The following is a 25,036-nucleotide window of genomic DNA, read 5'->3' as shown; positions in this document are numbered from 1 at the left end:
GCATGCCGCCACCGGCGGGCGCATGGTCGGGCCGAGCCGCGCCGGCATGCGGTGGTCTGGACTTCGCCTCGGCGCTGGTGGTCGCCGTCCGGAGCGGCGCAGGAACACCGTGTCGCGGCGGGTCGCGGGGCCTCGCCGTTTGCCGGGCCCGGGATGCCGCTCGAAATTCTTTTCAAGGCGCCGGGCTCGGCCGGCTGTGGGGGCCGGCGGTGGACCTGTCCCAACGAGCAGACCGGCCGACAGCGCGAAAATAGTCGGTCGCGCCGACGGCTCGCGCGCGCGGGCCGAGGTGATACGCTCACCGGCGATGCGTACGACCCTGATCGTGGCCGGACTCCTCGGCCTCTCGCTGGCTCCCGCCGCCGCGTGCAAGAAGAACAGCGATTCCAACGCCCCCTCGGGCGAATGCGGCGGAATGTGCGGCCGCGGCACCCGCTGCGACGGCAAGGCGTGCGTCGTCGATTACTCGCAGGACATCTGTACTTCGCAGGCGGTGATCGAGGAAGAGGTGCCGATGCGCCCGCCGATCACCTCGTGGGGCGAATGCACGCTCGATCGCAACCAGCTGCCGAAGAAGTTCGTCCCGGTCGACGACAAGTCGATCCCCCAGTACGACCCCAACCGCACCCGCACCCTCGACTGGAGCGCCGGCGACGAGCAGCTCAACGAGCCGGTGCTCAACGCCAACATGCGCGAGGTCGAGTACGCGATCAACGAGTGCCTGGCGGTGGCCGCCTGCTACAACGGCGGCAGCCTCAAGGGCGGGCGGATCGATCTCATCATCAGCCTGGTCGGAAAGACAGGTCGCGCCGACGCCGTGTCGGTGACCGCGGGGCCCGACCTGCAGGTGTTCGGCATCGTCCCGTGCGTGCGCAAGGCGATCGCCAACCACCAGTTCCCGACCTACAACGGCCCGCCGATGACGGTGAAGTACAACATCGAGATCGGCGAGTAGCGCGGGGGCGACTCGCGTCGCGGGCACGATGCGAGCGGCCGGCTCGGCGACGGTGTCGCCGGGCCGAAGCGCTCGGGTGCGGGCGTCAGGCGACGCGAGGGGTCAGCGGTCGAGGTGGGCGCGGAGGAACCACCCGTGCTTCTCGAACTCGCTGATGATCGCCGTGAGCATGTCGACGCTGTCGACATCGCCCTGCTGGTCGGCGACCTTGCGGCCCTCCTGCAGGCCGGTCAGATAGGTCTCGATGCGCTCGGCGAGAAGGCGCACGTGGTCGAGGTCGCGGGTGGTGTCCTGCGGGTACTCGGGCAGGCGCGAGGTCTTGGCGACGTGGCGGGCGGTGCCGTGGATCTGCGCCCCGAGGGTCACCGCGCGCTCGGCCACCGTGTCGTTGTGGTTGGCGAGGCTGACGGCGAAGGTCTCGAACAGCGGGTGCAGCGAGGCGAAGTGCATGCCCTTGATGTTCCAGTGGGCGACCTTGATCTGGCTGTGCAGGTCGAGGCCATCAGCCAGCACCCCCTGGAGGGCGGCGGAGATCTTCTGACGTGCTTCTTGGGGCAGGTGGCTCGGGCTGGCGTACATCGTGTCGATTCCTGGTTGAGCGGGCGGAACTATGGGCGCGGTCCCGGACGCGCGCCAGTGGGCGAGGGCCCCCAAAGCTCACCCGGCGCATTCCCACGAGCGAGCCCGGACCCGTGGAACGGCCACGAGTCGGCGAATCGGTCGGGGGCCCCGAACCTCGCATGGCGAGACGCGGGAACGAGGCGACCGGCACGGTCGCTCGCAGTCGAGCCTGCCGCGCTAGGTGCGCATGGTCTTTCGGACATGACTGAAGGGGCATGTCCGTCATCATGGGCTCGGCGGCGGTCGGGGGACCGGGTGCTGCCGGCGGGGCCGAGCGGGCCGCCGTGGGATAGCGACCTCGGGCCACGGCGCGCCGGGTGCGACCGGCCGGGCGTGCCGGGGACGAATCCGGCGAAGTCGCGGGCGCCTCGCCGAACAGCAGGCCGAACGCGAGCAACACCTCCGAGATGGCGAAAGTTTTGTGACGGCGACATCAGCACGGTGAAGGGCGCCGACTCGCCGAGCCAGGGGGCCCGCGCCGGCCTGGCCTCGCCCTCGATCGCCCGGACCGCCAGCAGGTCGCGAACGTCGCGGTCCATCGCCAGACAACGAGTGACATGTCTACGAGGACATGTCGCAAGAGACAGCCGACGAAGCCGTCGATGCAGGCTGCGCCTACACGACGACGCGGGCGAGCCGCCGAGCTCGTAACCGACGATGACTCGACGATTGCCAGCCGATGCGCGGGGCTCCCCACGGGCGGGAGGCCGAGGACGTCGAGCGACGAGGAGGGCGCTCCGCCGAGTGCGTAGCCGGAAGCGACGATGTATGTGGCGATCGCCAGCCGATGCGCGGGACTCCCCACGGGCGGCAGGCCGAGGACGTCGAGCGACGAGGCGGGCGCTCCGCCGAGCTCGTGACCGACAACGACGGTGAGCTCCGGCGATCACCAGGCGATGCGCGAGGCTGCCACCGGCGGCGGGCGGAGACGTCGAGCGATGGCGCGGGCGATCCGCCGAGCTGGTGACCGACAACGACGGTGAGCTCCGGCGATCACCAGTCGATGCGCGGGCTCCCCACGGGCGGCAGGCCGAGGACGTCGCGCTCCGACGCGGGCGCTCCGCCGAGCTCGTGACCGGCAACGACGGTGAGCTCCGGCGATCACCAGTCGATGCGCGAAACTCCCCACCGGCGGCAGGCCGAGGACGTCGAGCTGGTTCTGCACGCCAAGGCGGGCGAACCGCCGAGCGCATGGTCGACCGCTACGATGCTCCCGGCGGTCGCCAGCCGAGGCGCCAGATTCACCAACGTCGAGCGTGTTGCGAGCCGACCGGCGATCGGGCGAAGTCGAAGGCGCCGGCGAGGCCGGCGACGATGAAGAGCAGGAACACCGCCCTGCCGGAGTTCGTGTTGAACGGCGGGGCGGGCCCGGCGGCGGGGGCCTCGGCCGGCTCCGCGGAGCGGGTACCCGCAGCAGGTCGACGGCGGGTCACGGGCTCGCGCAGGAGCGGCCCGGCGAGGTACGTGAGCAGCAGGAGCGCGAGCGCCTTCCCGTGGTTCGCAGCGAGCGCGCCGCGGCGACCGGAGCTCGTGCGCCCGCGCGGGTGCGCGGCGGGTCCGGCGATTCGATCTGCAGAGCATCCAATGTCCTTTGAGACAGGTCAGTCTCGGCGCGGCGGGCCGGCCGAGCGGCGGGCGGCTCGTCGCGCCGGCGCGCACGACGAGCTGTGATTCAATCGTCGGTGTCGTGATAGACGCGACTTGTACGGGGAAATGCTATATGTATATTTCTCGAGGGCCTCCCGCGGGCGTCGGCCACTCGTAGGTGCGCGGAGCCCTCCGCAGGCCGCCGCGACCGCGCCGCACCGTCAATGATGATAGGCGCTTGGGCGGTTGGTCCTGCGGCCCCGATGTTGCCCGACTCGGGCGCATCGGTATGTGCAATGTAGGAGCGCGGCGGGCGACGGCGATATTGGCCCACGGAGACCGCCAAACCGCCGCAGACGCCGCCACCGCCGGGTTTCTGCCCGATCCTGGCGAAGCCTCGAATTCACGGCGATGCGCCGGCGCACGCCCGCGTTTACGCCGATTCCGTCCGCGGTCGAGTATGCGATTCGCCACAACTCGACATTGCCCACGTTCTGGGTGGGCTGAATATTCCCACACAGCGCGACCGGGGGAATCATCCCACGCCGCGCCCGAGAGAAGAGAAGAAAGGAACTCCCCAATGTTGCGTACTATCCTGATGGTTTGTCCCGTCCTGGTCGTGGCGTCCCTCGTGGCCGGCCCGACGATGGCGAGCCCGCTCACCGCTCAGCCGGAGCAGGCGGACGGCCCGGGTCAGTGGGGCCAGATCGGCCCCGATGATCGTCCGGACCAGGGCCTGTGGGAGCAGGGCATCGGCGGCGCCGACGTGCTGCTGAGCGCCTGCGTGCAGACCCAGCTCTTCGTCGGCACGGGCACCGACAATCGCTCGTACGACTGCGACACCCTGACCGGCGCGGCTTGCCTCGCGCAATGCGCCGACGAGCTCGAGGACCGCGCGGCGACCTGCAACAGCCAGTGCGAGGACGGCGGCGCGCTGTTCTGTGCGCCCAGCGACCTCGTGGCGCGGTGGGGCGGCCTGGGCCCCTGGAACCGCCCCGGCTTCGGGCCCGGGTGGGGCTTCGGGCCCGGGTGGGGCTTCGACCCGATCGATCATATCGACCCCGTCCCCATCGAGGAGGTCGTGTTCATCGACACCCAGACCTGCCTCCAGCTCGACCTGAACGAGGCGTGAAGGCCTGATTTGCGCTCCGGTCTCCGGCGCCGCCGCGCCGGCCCGTGAGCGCCGCATCTGCCCGCAAAGCGGGGGGACCGGCGATTCGTCGCCCGAATGATCCGCGTCCGCGTCGAATCCGGACGGCGCGAGCGGGTCGTCGCAATCAGCGGTCGTCTCCATCGTCCGTCGGCCCTGGCCGTCCTGGGAGGGGTGCCTCAGGGCCGCGGACGAGGGAGACCGCCGCCAGCAGGGCTCGCAGGTCGCTCGGCGCTCCACGCCGGCGCCTCGCGGGCCGTTGCGCCGTGGTTCACGGCGATTGCGGCGCGACGTCGGTGAACCGATGGTGCGTCCGCGCGAGCGGGTCACTGCGGGAGCTGCCGGGGCGCTGGATCGCCGGGAGCTCCGGTGGATGAAGCCCGTGAGAGTGATGCGTGTGCGCCGTTACTGCTGTTCTCGCCGCAGCACCTGCGAGACCGGACGCGGCACGTCGACAGCGCGCGCTCGATGTTCTCGAGCGCGTTTATCTTCTCGTGCATCGAGCCGGTGGCCTCGTTCTGGCCCGCTTGACCCTGGACAGCTCGATCGCCGGGGCGGAACATCGCCGGCCTCCCCTGCGAGGTCGTGTGCGCTGAAGACTTCATCGTGCCGGTCGGCGGCAGCCACGACGTCTCAGGCGTGGCGGTGGCGGACCCGCAACGATGTCTTGTGGGACATGTTCATGGAAACATGTGCTTGTGGAGCTCTGGCGCGGCGGGCGGTCCGTTCGCCCGAGCCGTAGCGCTCGCGCGCCGAACACTGCGAAACGCGACATGTTCATTTGGACATGCGCCGTGGAGGCCGCCGGCGTGCGGTCCGCTCGCCCGGCGGGAACTCGCGCGGGCCGAGATTATTTTTCAGAAGGAGATCTTCGGGACCTCCGGCGTATCGTGCCGCGAACGTCGCAGCGAATGCTATGTGCGCCGCGCAGGTCGCCCGCTGGCGTGCGGCCCGGTCGCCCGGCGGGCAGCCCTCCGGCCGAATGTCCTTGGGGACATGTGATTAAAAAAGACGCGGATCTGGCGCGCTGGCGGGGCGAACGCGTCGCGGGGCGGCCGGGGGGCTTCCGGCGTATCGTGCCGAGAATGTCGCAGCGAATGCTGTGTGCGCCGCGGGGGGCGCCCGCTGGCGTGCGGCCCGGTCGCCCGGCGGGCAGCTCGCGCGGCCGAGGTTCTCTCTTTTTTTAAGAGAAGAATGTCCTTGGGGACATGTGATTCCGGCGCGCGGGCGGGGCGAACGCGTCGCAGGGGCCGGAGGGCCACGACGTATGGTGCCACGAATGTCGCAGCGAATGCTACGTGTGCGCCCGGAAGACAATCGTGGTAGTGAGGGGAGCGTCGGCGTCGTGCGGCCGTCGGTGCGCGGACGGCTCCGCCGGCGTCGCCGCGCCCGCGCTGGATTGCCAACGATGATACGTACTTGCCCGGGGCGTCCGGATCGCCGGCCGGGGCGGCGCAGGATGGAGTTCGGCGAGCGCGGCGGGCGGCGCCCATGAATGCGGGCGGAGTCGCCGAATCGCCGCGGGCGCCGGCTGGCGGGCGAGTTCGTCGAACTTTGCCGATCTGGGCGACCGTCGGCGGTCCGTCGGCGGTTTCGCGGCGAGGTCGGCCGCGCCCGCCGATGCGATTCGCCACAGTCCGGCATTGCCTCCGCGCGGGCTCACTGAATATTCCCAAGCGAACGCCGCGGGAATGAGCCCGCGACGCCATCGAGACCGAAGAGAGGAGATCCAATGCTTCGCAAGATCCTGATGCTCTGCCCCGCCCTCGCGTTCGCGCTGCCGCTCATCGCGGCCGGCCCGTCGCAGGCGCGGCCACTCTCGCTCCCCGCCCAGCCGGCGGAGTGGTGCTGGGGCGGTGACGACTGCGGCGACTTCGGTGACGACTTGCTGCTCGCGGTGTGCGTGCAGACCCAGATCTTCGTGCAGACCGGCCAGGACGACCGCGCTTACGAGTGCGACACCTTGACCGGTCCGACCTGTCTCGCCAGCTGCGCCGGCGAGGACGGCGACTCGTGCCGCAGCCAGTGCGACGGCGGCGGCGCCCTGTTCTGCGCGCCCAGCGATCTGAAGACGCGCTGGGGCGGGTGGAACGACGACGACGATGACGACGATGACCACGACAACGACAACGACCAGGACGATCTCGTGTTCATCAACACCGAGACGTGCCTGGAGCTCAATCTGAACGATCTGTGAGCGCGCCGGGCCCCGATCGGGACTGTTGCGTCCGGCGCGGTCACGCCGGCCAGGGGACGCAGCCGATCGCGGCGCCGAGCGACGAGGAAGGGGCGCGGGGCGAGATGCCCCGGCCGCGGCGGCCGACCTCCGCGTCCATCGGAGGTCTTTCTAAAAAAGGAAAAAAGAGGTCCGCCGGAATCGAAGGGTCGTCTCCGCCGCCTGTCTCTCCTGGCCGTCTGGGAGGGTGCGTCAGGGGAGCAGGCGGCGGAGACGCTCGTGGACGCCCCGCCGGGCGTGGCCCGCGTCGCCGAGAGTTCGACGCGGGCCGATTCGCATGCGAGGTTCGCGATCCCGCATGCGAGGTGTCGGACGCGAGCTCGCCGGCGTGTGGGCCGGAGAGGTCGTGGGTCGACGCGGGAAGGCCTGCATCCGACACCTACCTGCTATGAGGTGGGTGACCCGGCCATGCAAGCGACGATCGTCGCGACGCGAGCTGGAGCGCGTGCCTCCGCCAGGGACGGTGAGTGCTGTCAATCGGGCGGCGCAGCCGGCTCCGAGGCGTGGAACGGCGCTGCGAAACAACCCTGCATTCCGCGGGGCGCGGTCGGCGTTGGCGCGGGCATGAATCGCCGCGGCGGCGAATGTTCCGCGGCGTGGCCGGCTCCGGCGATGGCCATGATTCGTCGGAACGGAGGCGCGGCCGGCGTCGGCGCAGCTCGGCGGCTGCGGCGATTCATGGGTCGGCTCCGCCGCGTCGAGCTTCTTTCTAAAAAAATGAAAGATGCATGGAGACGGGCGGCGACCTGGTCTCGGCGAGGAGGTGCGTGCGCGGTGTGCCCGCTCCGTCGCTCCGGCGTCGACCCCGGTCTGCGCTCTCGCGCCCGCGACGGTCCGTCGATCATGCCGAAGCGCGCCGCTACACCTCTCGCCCCTCACCACTCAAGGCTTGCTCTCGTGGGGAAGCGCTGCGCTCGGCGCGGACGACCCGCGAAACTCGAGGCAGGAATGCAGAGGACAGGCCTGCTCGTGGAAGGCGCTGCGCTCGGCGCGGGTGGTGGCGCAGTCGGATTTGCGGTGTGGAGGAAAGCCTGTTCGTGGGGAGGCGCTGCGTTCGGCGCGGGTGCCGGCGCAGTCGGATTCGCGGTGTATAGGAAAGCTTGTTCGTGGGGAGGCTGCATCCGCGACGCGGAGAGGCGGGGCAGGGAAGCGGGAGGAAAGGCCTGCTAGCGACCTGCTGGTCGGCTGGGGCGTGCCGCTGCAGCTGGCCCATGAGCTGATCTCCGGCGTGCGCGCCGACGCGGGTCCGATGGCGCTGGCCGACGACGCCGGGCTGCTGCGCCACGGCTACCAGGTCGCCGGGGCCGTCGGCCTGATAATGTGCGGGGTGATCGGCGCCCGCGACCCGCTGGCCAGCCCGTTCGCGCTGGACCTCGGGATCGCCCTGTACCTGACCCACATCGCTCGCCGAGGACGCCGTGCGCGGCCGGGCCTACCTGCCGGCGAACCGGCTCGAATTCGCGGGCACGTGATGTGCGGAAAAGGCCTGTTCGAGGGGAGTGCCGCGCCCGCGCAAGTGCGGGCGGAGACTCGACAGCGATGCGGAGAACAGGTCGCCGTCATGAGACGGCGCTGCGGTCGGCGCGGGTAACCGGCGCCGACCGATCTGCGAGGGAGAAGGTTTGCTCGGGGGGAGGCGCTGCGCTCGACGCGAGGATTTGGGTCGGGGTGCGGTGAACGGCCGGGAACGGAGCCTTATCGGGCCGGAGTGAGCGCCGGGTCGCGGCGGACGCTGCGGTCCTTGGGGCGCCGCGGGCGTGGCGCGCTCGACTCATCATCATCGTGTCCAATAGGACATGTCCCGTGGGATCGATCTATCTCCGCGGCGGGCGGGGCGGTCGCGCGGAGGGGCCGCTCGCCGGCCTGCAGTCCTGTTGCCTCCGCCGCGAGTCGCATTCGCTGCGACGATGTGCGGTGGAATGGACATATGTACATAGTTCGGCGATGGTCCGGGCATTCGCCCGCGCGTCGGTGCGCGGACTCCTCCGTCGAGACGCCGCGGGCGCGACGCAACGTCAATGATGATATGCACTTGCGCAATCGCGTGGGAGACGGCGGGCTCGTCGTCGCGGTCGGGCGCGCTATGAACAATCATTCGCGCGGCGGGCGGCGCCGAATTTCTGCGAGCGAGGGCGGCGAATCGCTATCATCGCCGCTGCCGCCGGACGGGCGCGCAGACCGGGGAAAACCCCGAATTTGCCGATCTGAGCCGCTTTGGAGCCCGCTATACGGCCGTTCGAGACGAGCTCGTCGATGCGATTCGCCACAATCCGGCATTGCGTCGGTTCGGGGCTCACTGAATATTCCAAGCGTCGCGGGGACGACCCGCGGCGCTCCGAGAGAAGACGAAAGGATTCCCATGTTGCGCAAGATCCTGATGCTCTGCCCCGCCCTCGCGTTCGCGCTGCCGTTCATCGCGGCCACTTCGTCGATGGCGCGCCCGCTGACCATCCCGGCCCAGCCGGCGGAGTGGTGCTGGGGCGGAGACGACTGCGGCGACTTCGGCGACGACCTGCTGCTGGCGGTCTGCACCCAGACCCAGATCTTCGTCCAGACCGGGCAGGACGACCGGGCTTACGACTGCGACACTCTGGCCGGCCCGAGCTGCCTCGCGAGCTGCGACAACGTCGCCGGCGAGGCCCTGCAGACCTGTCGCAGTCAGTGCGACGGCGCCGGCGCGATGTTCTGCGCCCCCAGCGACCTGAAGACCCGCGGGGGCAACTGGGATGACGACGACGACGACGACGACTTCGACCATGGCTTCGACCCGGGTGATTTCGACCCGGAGGAGACGTTGTTCGTCGACACCCAGACCTGCCTCGAGCTCAATCTCAACGAGATCTGACCGCGCTCGCTCGTGATGGAGCCGCTGCGACCGGCGCCGCCGCGCCGGCGGAGAACGGTCCATCACGCGCGGCACCCGGAGAAGGGGTCGGGAGCGAACGGTCGCCCCGGCCGCGTCAGGCCGGCCTCTGCGTCAAGAGAGGCGTGTCCATCGGCCTGCCGTCGAGGAAAAAAGTCGTCTCCGCCGCCTGTCTCTCTGGCCGTCTGGGAGGGTGCGTCAGGGAGCAGGCGGCGGAGACGCTCGTTCAGCGCCCCGCCGGGCGAGGCACGCGCCGCCGAGAGTTCGGCGCGTGCCCGATCGAGGAATTCTTCCTAAACGAAAAAGAAGGAAGACGAAAGAAGAGACACTTCAGGAGTACGCCGCGGCGTCGGCCGGACGCATCGTGGGTCGACGCGAAGCGGCGTACTCCGGCCCTCGCAAGGTCATGACGCGCTGGGCCGGGTGTGCAAGCGATGCGCGTGGGCGCGGCGATCGGGCATGCCACCGGCGAATGTTGCGAGGCGCCGCGACGGTCTGCGCGGGCGACTCCGGCGCGATCGACGGCGACGGGCGATCGCGCCGGCTCGCTCGCTCGCCGGCTCGTCGAGCGGAATTGAGGGCATTGCGGCGGCTCGGCGGCTCGCTGGTTCGGCGTGAAAGCGGACGGCTCGGCAGCTTCCGATAGGACGTGGGTGCGTTGCGCCGGCTCGGCGGCTCGCTGGCTCGGCGTGAAGCGGACGGCTCGGCAGCTCCCGATAGGACGTGGGTGCGTTGCGGCTGCTCGGCTGCTCGGCTGCTCGCTTGCTCGGCGTGAAAGCGGACGGCTCGGCAGCTCCGATGGGGCGTGAGTGTATTGCGGTTGCTCGGCTGCTCGGCGGCTCGCTGGCTCGGCGTGAAAGCGGACGGCTCGGCAGCTCCCGATAGGACGTGGGCGCATTGCGGCTGCTCGGCTGCTCGGCGGCTCGGCGGCTTGGCGTGAAACCGGACGTATCGCCGGCCCCCGATAGGACGAGGGTGCATTGCGCCGGCTCGGCGGCTCGCTGGCTTGGCGTGAAAGCGGGCGTATCGCCGGCTCGCCGATCGGACGTGGGCGCATTGCGCTTGCTCGGCGGCTCGCCGTGAAGCGGAGGCCAGCCGGAGGGTGCATTGCCGGCTCGTCGCGCTGCGCGTGCTCGCCGTAGAAGTAACCACATTGTGCCTGCTCGGCGGCTCGCCGGAAGCCGGACGGGTTGCGTCTCCGCGGAAGCGCACGCCTCGCGCCTGTTCGCCGGAAAGGCAGCGCATTGCACCTGCTCGCCGGCTCGTCCGAGCCGACGCATCGCCTGGTTCGCTCATGATACGTCGCAGGCCCTCGCCGGCCGCACGCTCGATTCGCAGGTTCGCCGCGGCCGCGGGTCGCTCGTTCGCTGCCGGGCCTCCGCCGGTATTCTCCCGCGCACACGGTCGTCGGCTGGCGCGCTCGGCAGGATGCCGGACGACAACGACGATTGTCGGCGCGTGGTGTCATTGCATACTCCCGCGGGACACCCAAGATTGCACACGACGCGCGCGGCGGGATTGGCCTGTCGTCGCGCCTCACAGGAGAAAGGAACCTCCCATGTTGCGTAATCTTCTCGTGTTGTTCCCTGCGGTCGCGCTCGCATTGCCGGTCGTCGCCGCCGCGAAACCGCTGACCTCGCAGGTCGAGGAGTCCTCGTACAAGCCGGGCAAGAAGCCGGGCAAGAAGCCGGGCAAGAAGCCGGGGCAGCCTGGTGGGCAGCCCGGAGCGGGGCCTGGTGAACAGCCCGGTGAACAGCCTGGTGAACAGCCTGGTGGGCAACCCGGTACGGGCACCGGGGACGAATCCACCGACTCTCGTGAGCTCGAGCTCGACTTCTGCGCCACGGCCAAGGGGCTGGCCGAGGACCGCGCGTGCGACCTGCAGATCGGCGAGGTCTGTCTGGCCGCGTGTGACTGGGGTGCGGACGATGTGGCCGCGTGTCGCAGTGCCTGCACCGACGAGGGCGCGCTGTTCTGCGCGACCCGCTACAAGCCGGGCAAGAAGCCGGGCAAAAAGCCGAGCAAGCCCGGTACGCCGCCGACCGAGCCCGGCGGGACGCCGCCGACCGAACCCGGCGGGGGCACGGCCGAACCCGGCGGGACGACGCCGACCGAACCCGGCGGGACGACGCCGACCGAACCCGGCGGGACGACGCCCGATGAGAGTCCGGTGTATCCCGGGGACGCCCCGCACGAGGACGACGGGCTGGTCTTCATCGACGTCGCGCGCTGTGCCACGCTCGGCGTGATCGTCGACGGCTGATCGCAGCCGGCGGACACGACCGGTCGCCATCGTCGTCGCGCGCCGTGCCACGCTCGGCGTGATCGTCGAGGGCTGATCGCAGCAGGCGGACGCGACCGGTCGCTCGGGGCCGTCGCGCCCGCCAATCGACGTTCTTGCGCGCGGTCTTGACATTCCTTCGCCGGGCGCTAATGCATCGCCATGGCGTTATCGACGAACCTCGTGCGCGTTGGCCCGCCGGAGACGTTGACCAGCCTGTTGCGGGCCGAACTGTCGGCTGTCGAGACCTACCGCGGTGCGCTGGAGCGGCTCGACGGCCAGGCAGTGGGCGCACAATTGCGGCAGATCTGCGTCGACCACAGCCGTTCCGTCCAGGTGCTGCGCGGGCTGCTCTTGCGTCACGGCGAGACCGCACCGGCCGCGAGCGCCGGCCGCGAGTCCGACATTGACGTACGCGGCGACGACGAGCTGGCCGCCACAGTCCACGCGCTCCGCGACGGCGAGGCGCGCCAGGTCGAGGCCTACCGGCGCGCGCTGTCCGACCCGGCGCTGACTCCCGGGGTCAAGGCGATGATCCGCAGCGACCTGCTCCGACGCAGCGAGGGCCACGTGCCGACGCTCGAGGCGTTGATCGAGGCCGGCTGATCCGCAGCGACCTGCTCCGTGACAGCGAGGGCGCCGAGGCTCGAGGCGTCGAGCCAGGCCGGCCGATCCGCAGCGACCTGCTCCGTGACAGCGAGGGCGCCGAGGCTCGAGGCGTTGATCGAGGCCGGCTGATCCGCAGCGATCTGCTCCGTGTCAACGAGGGCGCCGAAGCTCGAGGCGTCGAGCAGGGCGGCTGATCCGCGGCGACCTGCTCCGCCGCAGCGAGGGCGCCGACGGTGGAGGCGTAGATCGAGGGCGGCTGATCCGCAGCGACCTGGTCCGCTGCAACGAGGGGGCCGACGCTCGAGGCGCGGATCGAGGGCGGCTGATCCGCAGCGACCTGGTCCGCTGCAACGAGGGCGCCGACGCTCGCGGCCGGGGAGCCGCGCCGATCTGCCGCCGCTCGCGGCGTCGATCGAGGCCGGTTGACCACGGCGGCTGGCCTCAGGCGCGGGCGACGAAGTCGCGGCGGAGCGCCTCGATCTCGTTGACGAGCTCGACCTCGGGGCGCTTGTGCATGACCTCGCCGATCTGGACCATCGCCGATGGGCTCGTGAAGTTGACCTCGGACAGCAGGTCGCCGATGAAGTCGAGGCCGAGCAGGTAGAGGCCGCGCGGCACGAGGTCGGCGGTCACGGCCGCGACCGCTTCGAGCTGGCGCGGGGTCGGGTCGAAGGCGTGGAACGAGGCCCCCTGGTGGAGGTTGGCGAGCCGCGAGCCGGGGCGCGGGAGGCGGGTGACGCTGCCGAGGATCCGCCGGCCGATCGTCAAGATCCGCAGGTCGCCGCGGGTGGTGACGGCGTCCTGGTACGGCTGCACGACGGCCTCGCCGTATTGTTGCCACCAGTCCCAAAGGGCAGGTTCGGGAGCGTCGGGGCGGAAGAAGGCGATGCCGATCCCGCTGCACTCGCCGATCGGCTTGACCACGGCTTCGACCGGCTGCATGCGCACCGTCTCGCGCAGCTCGGCGAACTCGCGGCAGTGGGCGGTGGGGATCGCGTACTCGGGGAAGCGCGTCGGCAGCAGGTGCTCGGAGTGCCGCAGCACCTCGGCCGGCTCGTTGAGCTGCAGCAGGTGGCCGTCGAGCGCGGCGAACCGCTCGGCCCAGCCGCGGTAGCGGGCGTCGACCGGCGGGTCCTTGCGGTGGACGAGGACGTCGTAGTCGAGGGCGGCGGCCGGCCGCACGTCGCCGGTGCCGACGTACGGCGGCCGCGTCGGGTCGCTCCACAGCACCTTGCGGACCGGCAGGGCGGCCAGCCACGCATCTGTCCCGAGGGACATGTCGGTCGTGAACAGGTCGCAGTAGTCGACCTCGACGCCGCGCGCCAGCAGCTCCGCCATGAGCCGCAGGGTGGTGTCGAAGCGCGGCTGAAAGCTGGCGACCGGATCGGCGGTGACGAGGTAGCGCGGCATGAGCGACGGACGATTTTTATCAGAGGAAGCGCGGCGCGAGGCGCTGGCGGCGGTCCGGGCTCGGAGCGATATCGCGCGCGGCGGCGGGCGCGCTCGCTGACGTGACGTCGAAGTACGACGAATGGCGAGGCCCGTGGGGATGGCAATCGCGGTGCTATGAAACTCGGGCTATGATCATAGCCCGGTGATTCGTTCTCAAGGGGCGCCGCGGCGGTGCGGGCGGGTCTGGGCGGTCAGCCAGGCGTCGACTGCGGCGACCTGGGTCGTCTCCAGCGGATCGGCCGCGAACAGCTCGCGGGCGGTGCGGGCGAGCTCGCGGGCGCGGTCGGGCTCTTGCTGCGAGGCGACCAGGGCGCGGGCGAGGGTGAAGCGGGCCATGGCGACCTCGGTCGGGCGGGCCGCGGGGTCGAGCAGCATCAGTCGCAGCGCGCGCTCGAGCGGGGCCAGGGCTGCGAGCGGGTCGCCGAGGGCGAGCTGGGCGGTGCCGCTGCCGAGCAGCGGGAGGGCGAGGAACGGGTGATCGGGCGGCAGCGAGCGGCCGAGCAGCGCCAGCGCGCGCTGGTGCAGCACCTGCGACTCGTGGTGACGGCCCTGGCGGGCCCGCAGCTCGCCCAGGCGCGTCAGGTCCTCGGCGCGCAAGATCTCGTCGTCGCCGCGGTTGCGCTCCGTGTTGGCGATGGCGCGCTGCAGCAGCGGCTCCGCCTCGGCGAGCCGGCCCTGGCGCACGTAGAGCGAGCCCAGGTTGCTGAGCACGGCGGCGAGGTCGGGGTGGTCGGGGCCGAGGCGGCGCTCGCCGATCGACTTGGCGCGCAGGTAGCGGGCGATCGCGGTCTCGTGGTCGCCGCGCTCGGTAGCGACGTTGGCGAGGTTGGTCAGCGCGATCACCAGCTGCGGGTGGTCGTCGCCGTGGACGTGCTCGAGGATCTTGAAGGCGCGCTCGAACCGCTGGGCGGCCTCGTCGACGCGGTGCTGGGCGAGCAGCACGTAGCCGATGTTGTTGAGGGTGCGCGCGACCAGCGGGTGGTGCTCGCCGTAGGCGCGCTGGTAGATCGCCAGGACCTCCTCGTAGAGGGCGTGAGCGGCCTCGTGGCGGGTCAGGCTGACGAGGACGGCGGCGCGGACGTTGAGAACTGCGGCGTAGCGCGGGTGGCTGGTGCCGACGAGGTCGGCCAGCAGCTCGCGGGCGCGGTCGAGGTGGGCGAGGGCGTCGTCGTGGCGGCCGAGGCGGTAGAGGCAGTGACCGAGGTCGAACTCGAGGGAGGCGAGCTCGCCGTGCTCGGGGTCGTCGATGCGCTCGACGAGGGTGATGGCGTCGCCGAGCAGGCGCTCGGCGAGGTCGGCGTGGCCCTCGGCGGTGCGGAGCTTGGCGCGCACCTGCATCAATCGCACCTCGCGCGCGGGGTCGCTGCCGGTCCGGCGCAATGCGTCCTCGGCGTGGCGCGCCCACTGGGCGGCGTCGGCGAAGTCGCTGGTGAGGGCGGTGGCGGCCAGGTCGAGACCTGACTGAAAGACCAGGTCGTCCTGACCGAGCTCGCTGGCCAGATGAAAGGCCTCGGTCAGGTCGGTCATCGCGCCGCGGAAGTCGGCCTGCTCGCGGCGGACGACGCCGCGGCGGTGCTGGGCCTCGGCCCACAGCGGCGGGTAGTCGAGCCCCTCGGCGGCGCGGGCGGCGGCCCCGGTGGTGCGCTCGCTGCCGGCGATGTCGCCGGCGTCGAGCAGGGCCTTGCCGTGGGCCAGCTGCTCGCGCACCGCGGCGACCATCAGCGCGAGGTTGGGCGAGGTCGGCGGCTTGACGCGGGCGTCGAGGTAGCGGTCGTCGTCGCACGGGGCGAGCGGCGGCAGGGCGTCGACGGCGGCGCTGGCCTGCTCGACGGTGGTCGGGCCGGCGCGCGCGAGCACCTCCGACAGCGCGCGCAGCTCGACGAGGCGGCTGTTGAGGCAGGCGTGGCGCTGGTCGAGCCGCTCGGCCGAGGTCTCGCCGCGCACGTGGGTGGCCACGCACGCGGCCTCGGTGCGCCGGACCCACTGGCCGCTGTAGGCGTCGAGGCGGCGCTTGACCGCGGCCCACGTGGCCGGCGCGAACGCGGCCTCGGTGGCCAGCAGCGCCTGCTCGATCTGATGCTGGCGCGGCGCGTCCCAGATCCCCGCCAGGTTGGCCTCGGCGCCGGTGCAGCGGGCCGCCTGCTGCGCGAGCAGGCGGGTGTAGAGGCCGACGAGGCCGATCAGGGCGATCACCACGCCGCCGGCGATCGCCCAGCGTCGGCGCTGGACCGCGGGGTCGCGGCCGAGCGCGTCGAGCAGCGCGCGCATGTCGGGGAAGCGGTCGTCGGACGAGACCTGCAGGCCGCGGGCGACGATCCGCCGCACCCACGCCGGCACGGGGTTGCGCGGCTGCTCGCGCACGCGGCCGAGCAGGACGTTCTCGCGGATCGTATCGACGGTGTTGCCGTCGAACGGGCGCGCGCCGTACAGCGCCTCGTAGAGCGCGATGCAGAAGCTGAACTGGTCGGTGCGGGTGGTCAGCGCCATGCGCAGGAACTGTTCGGGGGCCATGTACGCGGGCGTGCCGACCAGCACGCCGGCGCGCGTGAGGGGCGACTCGGTGACGCCGAGGTCGCCGAGCGAGGGGTGCTCCTCGGCCTCGGCGTCCGGCTCCTCGAGGCGCGCGAGGCCGAAGTCGACCACGCGCACGCGGCCGTCCTCGCCGACGAGCACGTTCTCCGGCTTGAAGTCGCGGTGGACGATGCCGTAGGCGTGCGCGGCGGCCAGGCCCTCGCCGGCCTGGCGGAACACGCGGACGACCTGGCGCCACGTCGGAGCCTGGCTCTTGAGCCATGTCCGAAGGGTCTTGCCAGGGACCAGCTCCATGGCGATGAACACGTCGTCGCCGTAGCGGCCGACCTCGTAGACCTGGACCACGTTGGGGTGCGACAGGCGGGCGAGGGTCTGGGCCTCGCGCTGCAGGCGGGCTTGGCCGACGCTGAGGCTCCTGCCCTTGATCCCGCTGCGCAGCAGCTTGATGGCGACGCGGCGGTCGAGCTGCGGATCGTAGGCGGCGTAGACGATCGCCATGCCGCCCTGGCCCAGCTTGCGAGTCACCAGGTAGCGGCCGATCTGCACCGGCGTGGCGTCGTGGCGTTCGCCGCCGCGGGTCGGCGGCTGCTCGCAGATCGTCAGGTCGTCCCGAACGGGCGGGGTGCCGTCTTCCATGCGCCGCTTGCCCCCGCACTGTAGGCGATGCGGCGCGCCCAGCCCAGCCCGCGCGCATTGTTGGCAGCTGGGGGCTCGGTGCGGCAGTGGGTGTCGGCAGTGACTGAATGCGAGGACTGCGTTCAGCTCACCGGGTGGCCCGGCACGAACAGCGAGATCGGCCGCACCTCGTACGAACCGCCCGGGTTGGCCACCGCCAGCTCGCCCGAGATGGCGAGCGCCTCGTCGTGGGACTCGCAGTCGACGACGTAGAAGCCGAGCAGCTGCTCCTTGGTCTCGGCGAACGGGCCGTCGAGGATGACCGGCGGCTGGACCTTGCGCAGGGTCTTCGCCGCGCCGGTCGGCCTCAGGCGGACCGCCGGGCCGAGCTTGCCCTCGGCGGTGAGTCGGTCATGCACCACCGCGAGTCGAGCCATGACTGCGTCGTCCTCGGCCTGGGTCCACGAGGTGACGACCTTCTCGTCGTTGTAGCAAAGGATGGCGTAGAGCACGGCGCGAGTATGCCCGCTCCGGCGCTCGGGCGCGCGACCGCGCCCGCGCGTACCCGCGTGTGCGGACGCTCGCTCGGCTCAGAAGCGGCCGGAGATCGACAGGCCGCCGAAGGTCGGGCTGACGCGCACGCGCGCGACGTCGGCGTTGGTCAGGCGCTTGACGCCGACGCGATAGATGATTCCGCCGATCGCGGTGACGAGGATGCCGCCGGCGAGGATGCCCCCGCCCACCGCGGTCATGCGATCGGCGTCGAGGATGCCCTGGCGGATCTCGTTGCGATTCGCGGTCAGCGAGGGGCAATCGCCGGAGTCGACGCGGCCGCAATCACCGAGCTGATAGGCGTCCTCGGCCCCGACCAGGTCCTTCTCGAGCTTGTTGCCGCGCAGGGTGAAGCCGAGGGTCACTGCGAAGCCGGCCAGGGCGACGACGCCGCCCGCGATCATCGTGCCGGCGCCGGCGTTGCGCATCTTCTTGGCCTGCGCAGTGTCGGCCGGGGTCAGCGCCGGCGGCGGCGGGCTGGCGGGCGGCGGGGCGGCGGTCTCGGGCTCCGGCGGGGCGGGCTCGGTCGGCGGGGCGGGCTCGGTCGGCGGGGCGGCCTCGACGGGCGGGGGCTCGCCGGTGGGGTTCCACGCGCCCGGGTCGGGGCTGGGACCGGGCTCCGGCGCGGGGGCGGGCGAGGCCGGGCTCGGGCTCGTCACGGGGGCGGGAGCGGGGCCCGGCGAGGTCGGGCCGGGGCCGGGCGGCGCGGGGGCGGGCCCGGGGGAGGCTGCGGGCGCGGCCGGCGGGGGCGAGGGCGGGGCCGGGCTGGTCGGCGCGGGCGTCGGCGGGGCCTGGGCGAACGCGGGGGCCTGGGCGACCAACAGGGCGGTCGCGGTGGCGGCGATCTGGAGGCAGCGCATCGTGCTGTGATTCGACGGACGTCGCATGGTGGTCGCTCCGCGTTCGCTATTCGTAGGAGGGGATCGGCTTGGCGAGGATGCACAGGCCGAAGTCGACGGTCTCGTCCTCGGGCGTCATGGGGTCGTCGGCGACGTCCGGGTTCAGCGGGTCGTCGATGCTGTTGTCGCACTCGACCGCGAAGTCCGGGTTGATGCCGTTGCCGGTGAGGGTGCAGTCGTCGTCGGTGACACAGAGGACGGCGGGCGAGACGGCGACCACGTGGAATTCGGCGGTGCAGTCGTCCTGGGTGAACTTGAGGTTGGCCTCGAATTGCGTGCCCTGGGCGTCCGGGGTGTTGAGCCAGCGGGCGTCGGTCCACTCGTACGATACGGCGACCGGCGGGGTGGCTTCGGCCGTCTCGTCGACGTCGGGGGTCATCGGGTCGTCGGCGATCGCCGGCAGCTCGGGGCGGGTGAACTTGGACACGAGCTCGGGGACGTGACACAGGTCCTCGCCGTCGGGGAAGCCGCTCTCGAAGTCGCCGACCGCGTTGGGCCAGTGCTCGACGCCCTTCTCGCCGGTGAAGCCGGGCACCTCGACGGGGTACTCCTGGGCCTCGACGACCAGGAGGCCGGCGTACTGCGGACGGATCGCCGCCGTCGGCTCGTCGAACTTCGCGGTGCCGTTGATGCCGCCGGTCGCGAAGTACGTCTGCATGCCGAGGATGTCGCCCTTCTGCTGGGCGCACGGCGAATCCGGGTTGCCCGAGGTGAGCTCGTATTTGGCCGCGTAATAGAGGTGCGCGGTGGTGCAGTTCATCGTCGGCTGCTTGCAGCTGCTTCCGGCGACGAGGAGGAGCGCGCCGGGGACGAGGGCGCGGAGGAACGGGCGCTTGCTGGGCTGCATCGAAGACCTCATCGCTCAGAAGGACAGGCGGACGCCGAAGCGGAACTGCCGCGGCTGCTGGTAGAGGGTCGGGTTGCCGAAGTTCGGGTTGACCGTGATCGGGGTGCCGCCGGTGGTGGTGGCGTTCGCCAGATCTGCGGAGGTGCCGCCCTTGATCGGGTTGACCTCGTCGAAGGTGTAGCGCTCGTCGATGGCCAGGATCTGCTGGAAGTTGGCGACGTTGAACACGTCCATCGAGATGGTGAGGCGCAGGTCCTTGCGCAGGATCTTAGTGTAGCCGATGGTCGGGTCGATCGAGAAGTTCCACGGCAGGCGCTCGCCGGTGCCGCGCGGGAGGATGAACGACTCGTCGAAGCCGTAGAGGACGTGCGAGGCCAGGAAGTTGGTGGGGCCGCCCGAACGGGCCCGGAACGCGCCGCCGAGCCGCAGGAACTGGCCGTTGCCGAGCACGATCTCGCCGGCGGCGAAGATCTTGAAGGAGTGGCGGGTGTCGCCGGGCAGGTAGCCGGACCGGTTCTCGAGCAGCGAGATCAGGTCGAAGTCGGAGGTGGTGTTCGGGTCGAGCTGGCCGGTCTCCGGACGGAACAGGCCGGCGAGGTTGCCGCGCAGCCACGACAGGGTGTAGCTGCCGGTGATCATCCAGTGCTTGGCGAACCGCTTCTCGATGAACAGGGTCGCGGCGTCGTAGACGCGCTTGGCCTTGGGGAAGTCCTTGGCGACGCCGTAGCCGGGGTTGCCGATGAAGTAGGTGGCCGCCTCGTCGCGGCTCATGTCCTCGATCGCGCGGTGCAGCCAGCGGTGGGTGTACTGCACGCCGAGGCGGGTGTCGGTGATGATCTCGTACTCGCCGCCGGCGACGATCTCGTCGCTCGACTGCGGCTTGAGCCGCGGGTCGATCGGGGTCTTGCCGGCGCTGGCGAGCGCCCACCGCTGATCGGGATCGGCGGGGCCGCCGATCGGGATGCGGTTGGCGTCGGTCGTACAGGCGCCGCCGGGCTCGTTGGCGCCGGGGGCCAGCGGGTCGTTGCACGCGCCGGGACCGACTGCGTTGTGGAACGACTGCAAGCCGGGCTCGCCGGTGCCGGCGCGGTCGGCCAGGTTGAGCGGGACGCTCTGGTAGAAGCGGGCGTAGTTGACGAACAGCTTGGCCTTGCCGCTGTAGGTCGGGTCCCAGATCAGGCCGACGCGCGGCGAGAACTGGTTCGGCAGGGCCATCGCCAGAGAGCGGTCGCCGCTGAACAAGTGCTGGGCGTCGTAGCGGAGGCCCGCGTTCAGCGTGACCTTGTCCATGATCGACCAGCTGTCCTGAATGAAGCCGCCGATCGTGGTCGACATGACGTTCCAGTTCAGGTTGCGGATGACGTTGGCATCGTCCGGCCCGCTGAGGAACGAGTACATGCGGAAGTCGGCGAAGTTGGTGCCGTTCGTCGACTCGCGGTAGATCTGGTTGCCGCTGTAGCCGCGGTTGCTGTTGTACTGCGTGTACTCGAAGTCGACGCCGAACTTGATGACGTGGTGACCGGCGCCGCGGGCCAGGCGGGTGACGATCTCGCGCGCCTGCAGGCGGTCGAGCCGGCGGTCGTAGAGGAGGCCGGGGCCGCCCGAGGTCCACTGGCGGATCGGACAGATGACGGAGCGCGTCTGGGCGTCCATCGTCGTCGGGTCCGTGTAGCCGTACATCATCGGGTCGCACGCGCCCGCGGGGGCGCCCGACGGCATGGGCGTGAGGTCGGTGAGCGAGTGGACCTCGCGGTAGCCGGGCATGCCGGGCTCGAGCAGCGAGCCGTCGGCGCCGTAGAAGTTATTGGTCTGGCGATAGACGACGCTCGGCGTGCCGGCCAGGCCGGTGGTGTCGCCGACGCGGCTGCCGTCGACGGCGTTGCGCTGGTTGAGCTGATGGTGCCAGCCGAGGATCGTGTCGAAGTTCCACTTGCCCTCGTCGTCGCGCCAGTTCCACTTGAACTGCAGGTCGGTGGAGTTGTCGCGGTACTTGCGGGCCAGCGCGCCGTAGTCGCCGACGAGGTTCAAGACCTCGGGCTGGCCCGTCTGGGCGTTCATGCCGAAGGTGCCGTTGCCGCCCGACAGGCTCGGGGCGTAGATCGCCAGCAGCTCGAGCGTGTTGCGCTTGTTCGGCGAGTAGGTCAGCTTGCCGATCGCCTGGACCGTGGTGCCCTGGGCCTTGAAGCGCTGGGTGGTGCCGGCGATGCGTTCGGTGACCGTGAACTTGGTCTCGGGGTCGATCAGCGCGTTGCCGCCGGGGTCGAGGGCGACGCGGTTCCACGAACTGGTCAGGTCATAGACGGTGCGGGCGATGCTGACGCCGCCGTAGAACCACAGCTTGTCCTTGATGAGGCGCCCGCCGAGGTCGAAGCCGGCGTCGCCGATCCAGTTGAGGTTGCGCTCGGTGACGATCGCGTCACCCTCGCGGCGGGCGATCTCGCGCCGGCCCTCGAGCTGGCCCGGGGTGTAGTAGGCCCAGACGTTGCCATGGAACTGATTGGAGCCGCTCTTGGTGACCGCGTTGATGACACCGCCGGTCGACCGCCCGTGCTCCGGCATGTATCCGCCGGCCTCGATGCGTACCTCTTCGAGGAACTCCATCGAAAGCCCGGTGCCGTTGAGGCCGAAGCCGGGGTCGTTCACCGACAGGCCGTCGACGTAGTACTTGTTCTCCGGCGAGGTGGTGCCGGCGATGCTCGTACCGTAAGTGTCGTTGCGGGCGCCCGGGGTCGCCTCGGCGATGGCCTCGAACGAACGATTGGCGGCGCCCTTGCCGGTCGGAATGGCGATCGGCACCCGCTGCGCCATCTCGCGGTCGACCGATAGACCGGTGGCGCTGCTGCCGACGTCGACCGTCGGCGCCGGCACCGAGACCTCGATGACCTCGCGCGCGCCCGAACGAACCAGCGAGACGTCGACGCGGATCGTGACGCCGGCGCGCAGCTGCAGGCCCGTCCGCTTGTTGCCCGCGCCGTAGTCCTTGGCGAACACGGTCACGTCGTAGGTGCCGGGCGGCAAGTTGGGAATACGGTAGAGGCCGCTGACGTTGGTCGTCATCGTGCGCTCGCCCTGGATCTTCTCGCCCGTGACGATGACGAGCGCCCCCTCGATGCCCTCGCCCGTGCTCGCGTCGCGGACGACGCCGACGAGCACCGCATCGCTCGGGCCGGCCTGGGCCGTCGAAACGACCGCCGCCTGTGCAGCCACGGCACCTAAAATGGTGATCCAAGCACTCCTGCGCATTTTGCCCTCTTGCCCCGGGTTAGCCGCGATTCGGCCGCGAAATTCAAACGTCACCGGCGCGGACCCGATGGGGGCCCGTGGCTGCGGTTGACAGTGTTATCGAGAGGCTACGCTTGTACGTACACCCAAGTCGGTGGTCACGCACGCACATAGCCTGCCCGTCCGCTGCATGTCAACACAAACTGTGAAACCCCAGGCGGGCGGCTTTGGGTCTTACAATCGGCGGGAATGGGCTGGGTTTACGTTGTTGTATTGTGAAGTAGCTAACACAAATTTCAACGGGTAATGACGCCTGTCACACGTCTGACAGCACTGCTCAATGTACAGGCTGATTGCATGTGCAGGGAAATCTCTGTGCAGGGATTGTATGTGCAGGGAACAGCGAGCCGCAGGCCCCGGGGCCTCGCGTTCCCGCCACCATTGCGGGCTGTCAGGAGGCCAGCGGGCTCCGCCGTTCGCCTGCTCGGTGTCACTATCGAGGTCGATCGGACAGCCCCGATGCCCGGCGCGGCGATCCGCCAGCGCAGGCTCGCCGAGCAGGGGCGCCGTTCCGGCGGCTCCGGGGCCCAAAAACAGGCGTGGCGGGGGCGTGGGCCCGGGCGGTCCGCTCCGGGCCGGAGCCCAGGTGAGGCCGCGATCACTGAGGTCGCGCCGCTCGGCTCGGCCGCGGTCCTTGCGGATGCGCGAAGCGGTCTGCGCAGTGGCCGCTGGGCGTCGACGCGGACGACGTCGGCGGACGACCTGGTGATGTGGATCGGCGGCAGGGGGACGAGGCGGCGGAACGAGCGATCGGTGACAGGTGGCTTCGGGGGACGGAGCGGCGTCGGCGGGCGACCCTTGATTGAGAAGGCAGCAGGTCGCGTGGGGGCGGACGTCGGACGGAGGTGAGCGTCGGGCGCGAGGCGTGACGGCGAGAGCAGCTCGTGTGATTCATCGAGGGAGTGGAATGATGATACTGCGTTTGTAAGGTCGCTCGACTCGACAGGGGTCTCGAGGAGGGTGCCGGTGTCGCCGCTCGTCTCGTCACCACCGGCGGGGCGTGGTGCGCTTCGCCGGCGCCGCGGCCGGTCGAGGGCGGCGTCCGTGACGCCCCGGTGCCGGGCCTGCTACCGCCGGCGAGCCCGAAGGCGAGCGGCACGAACGCGCGCGGAGAGGGGGGAATTTTCGGCAATTTCGCGGGGCGAGCCGGCGAGTCGAGGCGCGCTCCGACTCGTGGGGCGGCGCGACGGGCGTGCACTGCCGTGAGTTGCGTCGCGCGCTCGCGGTCGCCGGTGGCCGGGGGTGCGTCCGCTGTGGTACCGTCCGCCGGCGATGACGGGACAGCGCCTCGTGGGCCGCGCCGGAGCTATGATCATTGTCGGCGTAGGCGCGAGGCGCGAGAGGGCGGTGCGATGAATCGTCGGGACGTGGCCGCGGCGCGGCGAATCGTGATCAAGCTCGGGACCGGGGTCGTGACCCATCCGGAGGCCGGCCTGGCGCTCGGGCGGCTGTCGAGCCTGGTCGAGGCGGCGTGCGACCTGCACCGCCAGGGCCGCGAGGTGATCGTGGTCAGCAGCGGCGCGGTCGGGATGGGCCAGCGGGTGCTCGGCTTGAACCAGCGGCCCGATTCGCTGGGGCTGCGCCAGGCCTGCGCGGCGGTCGGGCAGGGTCACTTGATGGCGCTCTACACCCAGCTGTTCGGCCAGCTCGGGGTCAAGGCGGCCCAGGTGTTGCTGATCCAGGAGGACCTGGCCGACCGCGACCGCGCCCTGTGCGTGCGCACCACGCTGATGCGCCTGCTCGAGCTCGGGGTGGTGCCGATCCTCAACGAGAACGACAGCGTCAGCGTGCGCGAGCTGATCGAGTACCGCCGCAACCAAGGTGCGGCCGGGCCGGGGCTCGAGTTCGGCGACAACGACGGCTTGTCGGCCCGCGTGGCAGTGGCGATCGACGCTGACCTGTTGGTCATCTTGACCGACGTCGACGGGCTCTACACCGCCAACCCGCGCACCGACCCCGAGGCGCGGCGGATCGGCGAGCTCGCCGACGTGAGCGAGGAGGCGCTCGCGCGCACCGCCGGGACGTCGGCCGGCGGCACCGGCGGGATGACGAGCAAGCTCGAGGCGGCGCGACTGGCGAGCAAGGCCGGCATCGGCGTGCTGATCACCAGCGGGCACCTGCCCGGCGCGCTGGTGGCGGCGCTCGGCGGCGAGGACCGCGGGACCTACGTGCCGCCGGCCCAGCGGCGCTCGGCCCACCGGCGCCAGATCGCCTCGGGCGGGCCGGCGCGCGGCGGCCTCATCGTCAACGAGGGGGCGATCGCGGCGCTGCGCGAGCGCAAGGCCTCGCTGCTGCCGATCGGCCTCGTGCGCGTCGACGGCGAGTTCGCCCGCGGCGAGCTGGTGGAGCTGCGCGACGGCAGCGGGCGCGTGCACGGGCGCGGGCTCGTCAACTACTCGTCCGAGGAGTGCCGCCGGCTGGTCGGCCGCCACAGCAGCGAGATCGCCAGCATCCTCGGGTTCTGCGGCTACGACGCGGTGGTCGGGCGCGACAACCTGGCGCTGTCCGAGGTCTGAGGATGACCGAGAGGACAGGTCGATCGGGGCATGTTCCCC

16 protein-coding genes are annotated in these 25,036 nt (G+C 71.0%); 8 read left to right on the top strand and 8 right to left on the bottom strand.

The window, feature by feature from the left end; genetic code table 11:
• Positions 1 to 307 precede the first annotated feature (307 nt).
• Entirely contained in the window at positions 308 to 955 is a 648-nt protein-coding gene (locus OV090_RS46675; RefSeq protein WP_267711541.1) for a hypothetical protein, read from the top strand.
• A gap of 102 nt (positions 956 to 1,057) precedes the next feature.
• Here the strand turns inward: OV090_RS46675 and dps are convergent, their stop codons facing one another.
• Both dps and OV090_RS46665 read right to left on the bottom strand, forming a co-directional pair.
• Complete coding sequence (gene dps, locus OV090_RS46670) at positions 1,058 to 1,534, bottom strand: DNA starvation/stationary phase protection protein Dps (protein ID WP_267711539.1); 477 nt, start codon at positions 1,532 to 1,534, stop codon at positions 1,058 to 1,060.
• Between the two features lie 1,283 nt (positions 1,535 to 2,817).
• Positions 2,818 to 3,009, bottom strand: a complete 192-nt coding sequence (locus OV090_RS46665; RefSeq protein ID WP_267711538.1) for a hypothetical protein — start codon at positions 3,007 to 3,009, stop codon at positions 2,818 to 2,820.
• 734 nt (positions 3,010 to 3,743) lie between these two features.
• Between OV090_RS46665 and OV090_RS46660 the strand changes: the two genes are divergently transcribed.
• The 6 genes from OV090_RS46660 to OV090_RS46635 all read left to right on the top strand — a co-directional run bounded on the left by OV090_RS46660 (position 3,744) and on the right by OV090_RS46635 (position 12,299).
• Complete coding sequence (locus OV090_RS46660; protein WP_267711536.1) at positions 3,744 to 4,295, top strand: hypothetical protein; 552 nt, start codon at positions 3,744 to 3,746, stop codon at positions 4,293 to 4,295.
• 1,750 nt (positions 4,296 to 6,045) lie between these two features.
• Positions 6,046 to 6,510: a hypothetical protein gene (locus tag OV090_RS46655; RefSeq protein ID WP_267711534.1), complete on the top strand. Its 465-nt coding sequence runs from the start codon at positions 6,046 to 6,048 to the stop codon at positions 6,508 to 6,510.
• Positions 6,511 to 7,741: 1,231 nt separating this feature from the next.
• Complete coding sequence (locus OV090_RS51375; protein ID WP_267711533.1) at positions 7,742 to 8,140, top strand: squalene/phytoene synthase family protein; 399 nt, start codon at positions 7,742 to 7,744, stop codon at positions 8,138 to 8,140.
• A gap of 768 nt (positions 8,141 to 8,908) precedes the next feature.
• The gene (locus OV090_RS46645; RefSeq protein ID WP_267711532.1) at positions 8,909 to 9,394 is read left to right on the top strand and encodes a hypothetical protein; all 486 of its coding nucleotides are present in this window, start codon (positions 8,909 to 8,911) and stop codon (positions 9,392 to 9,394) included.
• 1,576 nt (positions 9,395 to 10,970) lie between these two features.
• Complete coding sequence (locus OV090_RS46640) at positions 10,971 to 11,675, top strand: hypothetical protein (RefSeq protein ID WP_267711531.1); 705 nt, start codon at positions 10,971 to 10,973, stop codon at positions 11,673 to 11,675.
• A 180-nt stretch (positions 11,676 to 11,855) separates the two neighbouring features.
• Positions 11,856 to 12,299, top strand: coding sequence for a hypothetical protein (locus OV090_RS46635; protein ID WP_267711530.1), 444 nt, complete (start codon positions 11,856 to 11,858; stop codon positions 12,297 to 12,299).
• Between the two features lie 444 nt (positions 12,300 to 12,743).
• Here OV090_RS46635 and OV090_RS46630 read toward each other — a convergent pair whose 3' ends face one another.
• From OV090_RS46630 to OV090_RS46605, 6 genes are all read right to left on the bottom strand, one after another.
• Positions 12,744 to 13,712 carry a hypothetical protein gene (locus OV090_RS46630; RefSeq protein WP_267711529.1) on the bottom strand — a complete coding sequence of 323 codons (969 nt, stop codon included), beginning with the start codon at positions 13,710 to 13,712 and terminating at the stop codon, positions 12,744 to 12,746.
• A 195-nt stretch (positions 13,713 to 13,907) separates the two neighbouring features.
• Positions 13,908 to 16,922, bottom strand: coding sequence for a serine/threonine-protein kinase (locus OV090_RS46625; RefSeq protein WP_267711528.1), 3,015 nt, complete (start codon positions 16,920 to 16,922; stop codon positions 13,908 to 13,910).
• Between the two features lie 122 nt (positions 16,923 to 17,044).
• Entirely contained in the window at positions 17,045 to 17,413 is a 369-nt protein-coding gene (locus OV090_RS46620) for a YciI family protein (RefSeq protein ID WP_267711527.1), read from the bottom strand.
• A 78-nt stretch (positions 17,414 to 17,491) separates the two neighbouring features.
• A complete protein-coding gene (locus OV090_RS46615) occupies positions 17,492 to 18,340 on the bottom strand; it encodes a hypothetical protein (protein WP_267711526.1) in 849 nt (282 codons plus the stop codon).
• Between the two features lie 19 nt (positions 18,341 to 18,359).
• Positions 18,360 to 19,199 carry a hypothetical protein gene (locus tag OV090_RS46610; RefSeq protein WP_267711525.1) on the bottom strand — a complete coding sequence of 280 codons (840 nt, stop codon included), beginning with the start codon at positions 19,197 to 19,199 and terminating at the stop codon, positions 18,360 to 18,362.
• Between the two features lie 15 nt (positions 19,200 to 19,214).
• Positions 19,215 to 22,406: a TonB-dependent receptor gene (locus tag OV090_RS46605; protein ID WP_267711524.1), complete on the bottom strand. Its 3,192-nt coding sequence runs from the start codon at positions 22,404 to 22,406 to the stop codon at positions 19,215 to 19,217.
• Positions 22,407 to 23,833: 1,427 nt separating this feature from the next.
• Here OV090_RS46605 and proB point away from each other — a divergent pair.
• Entirely contained in the window at positions 23,834 to 24,997 is a 1,164-nt protein-coding gene (gene proB, locus OV090_RS46600) for a glutamate 5-kinase (protein ID WP_267711523.1), read from the top strand.
• Positions 24,998 to 25,036: the final 39 nt, after the last annotated feature.

It is taken from the genome of Nannocystis sp. RBIL2, assembly GCF_026626745.1.
Lineage (GTDB): Bacteria > Myxococcota_A > Polyangia > Nannocystales > Nannocystaceae > Nannocystis.
This window is presented reverse-complemented; position numbering and strand designations above follow the sequence as displayed.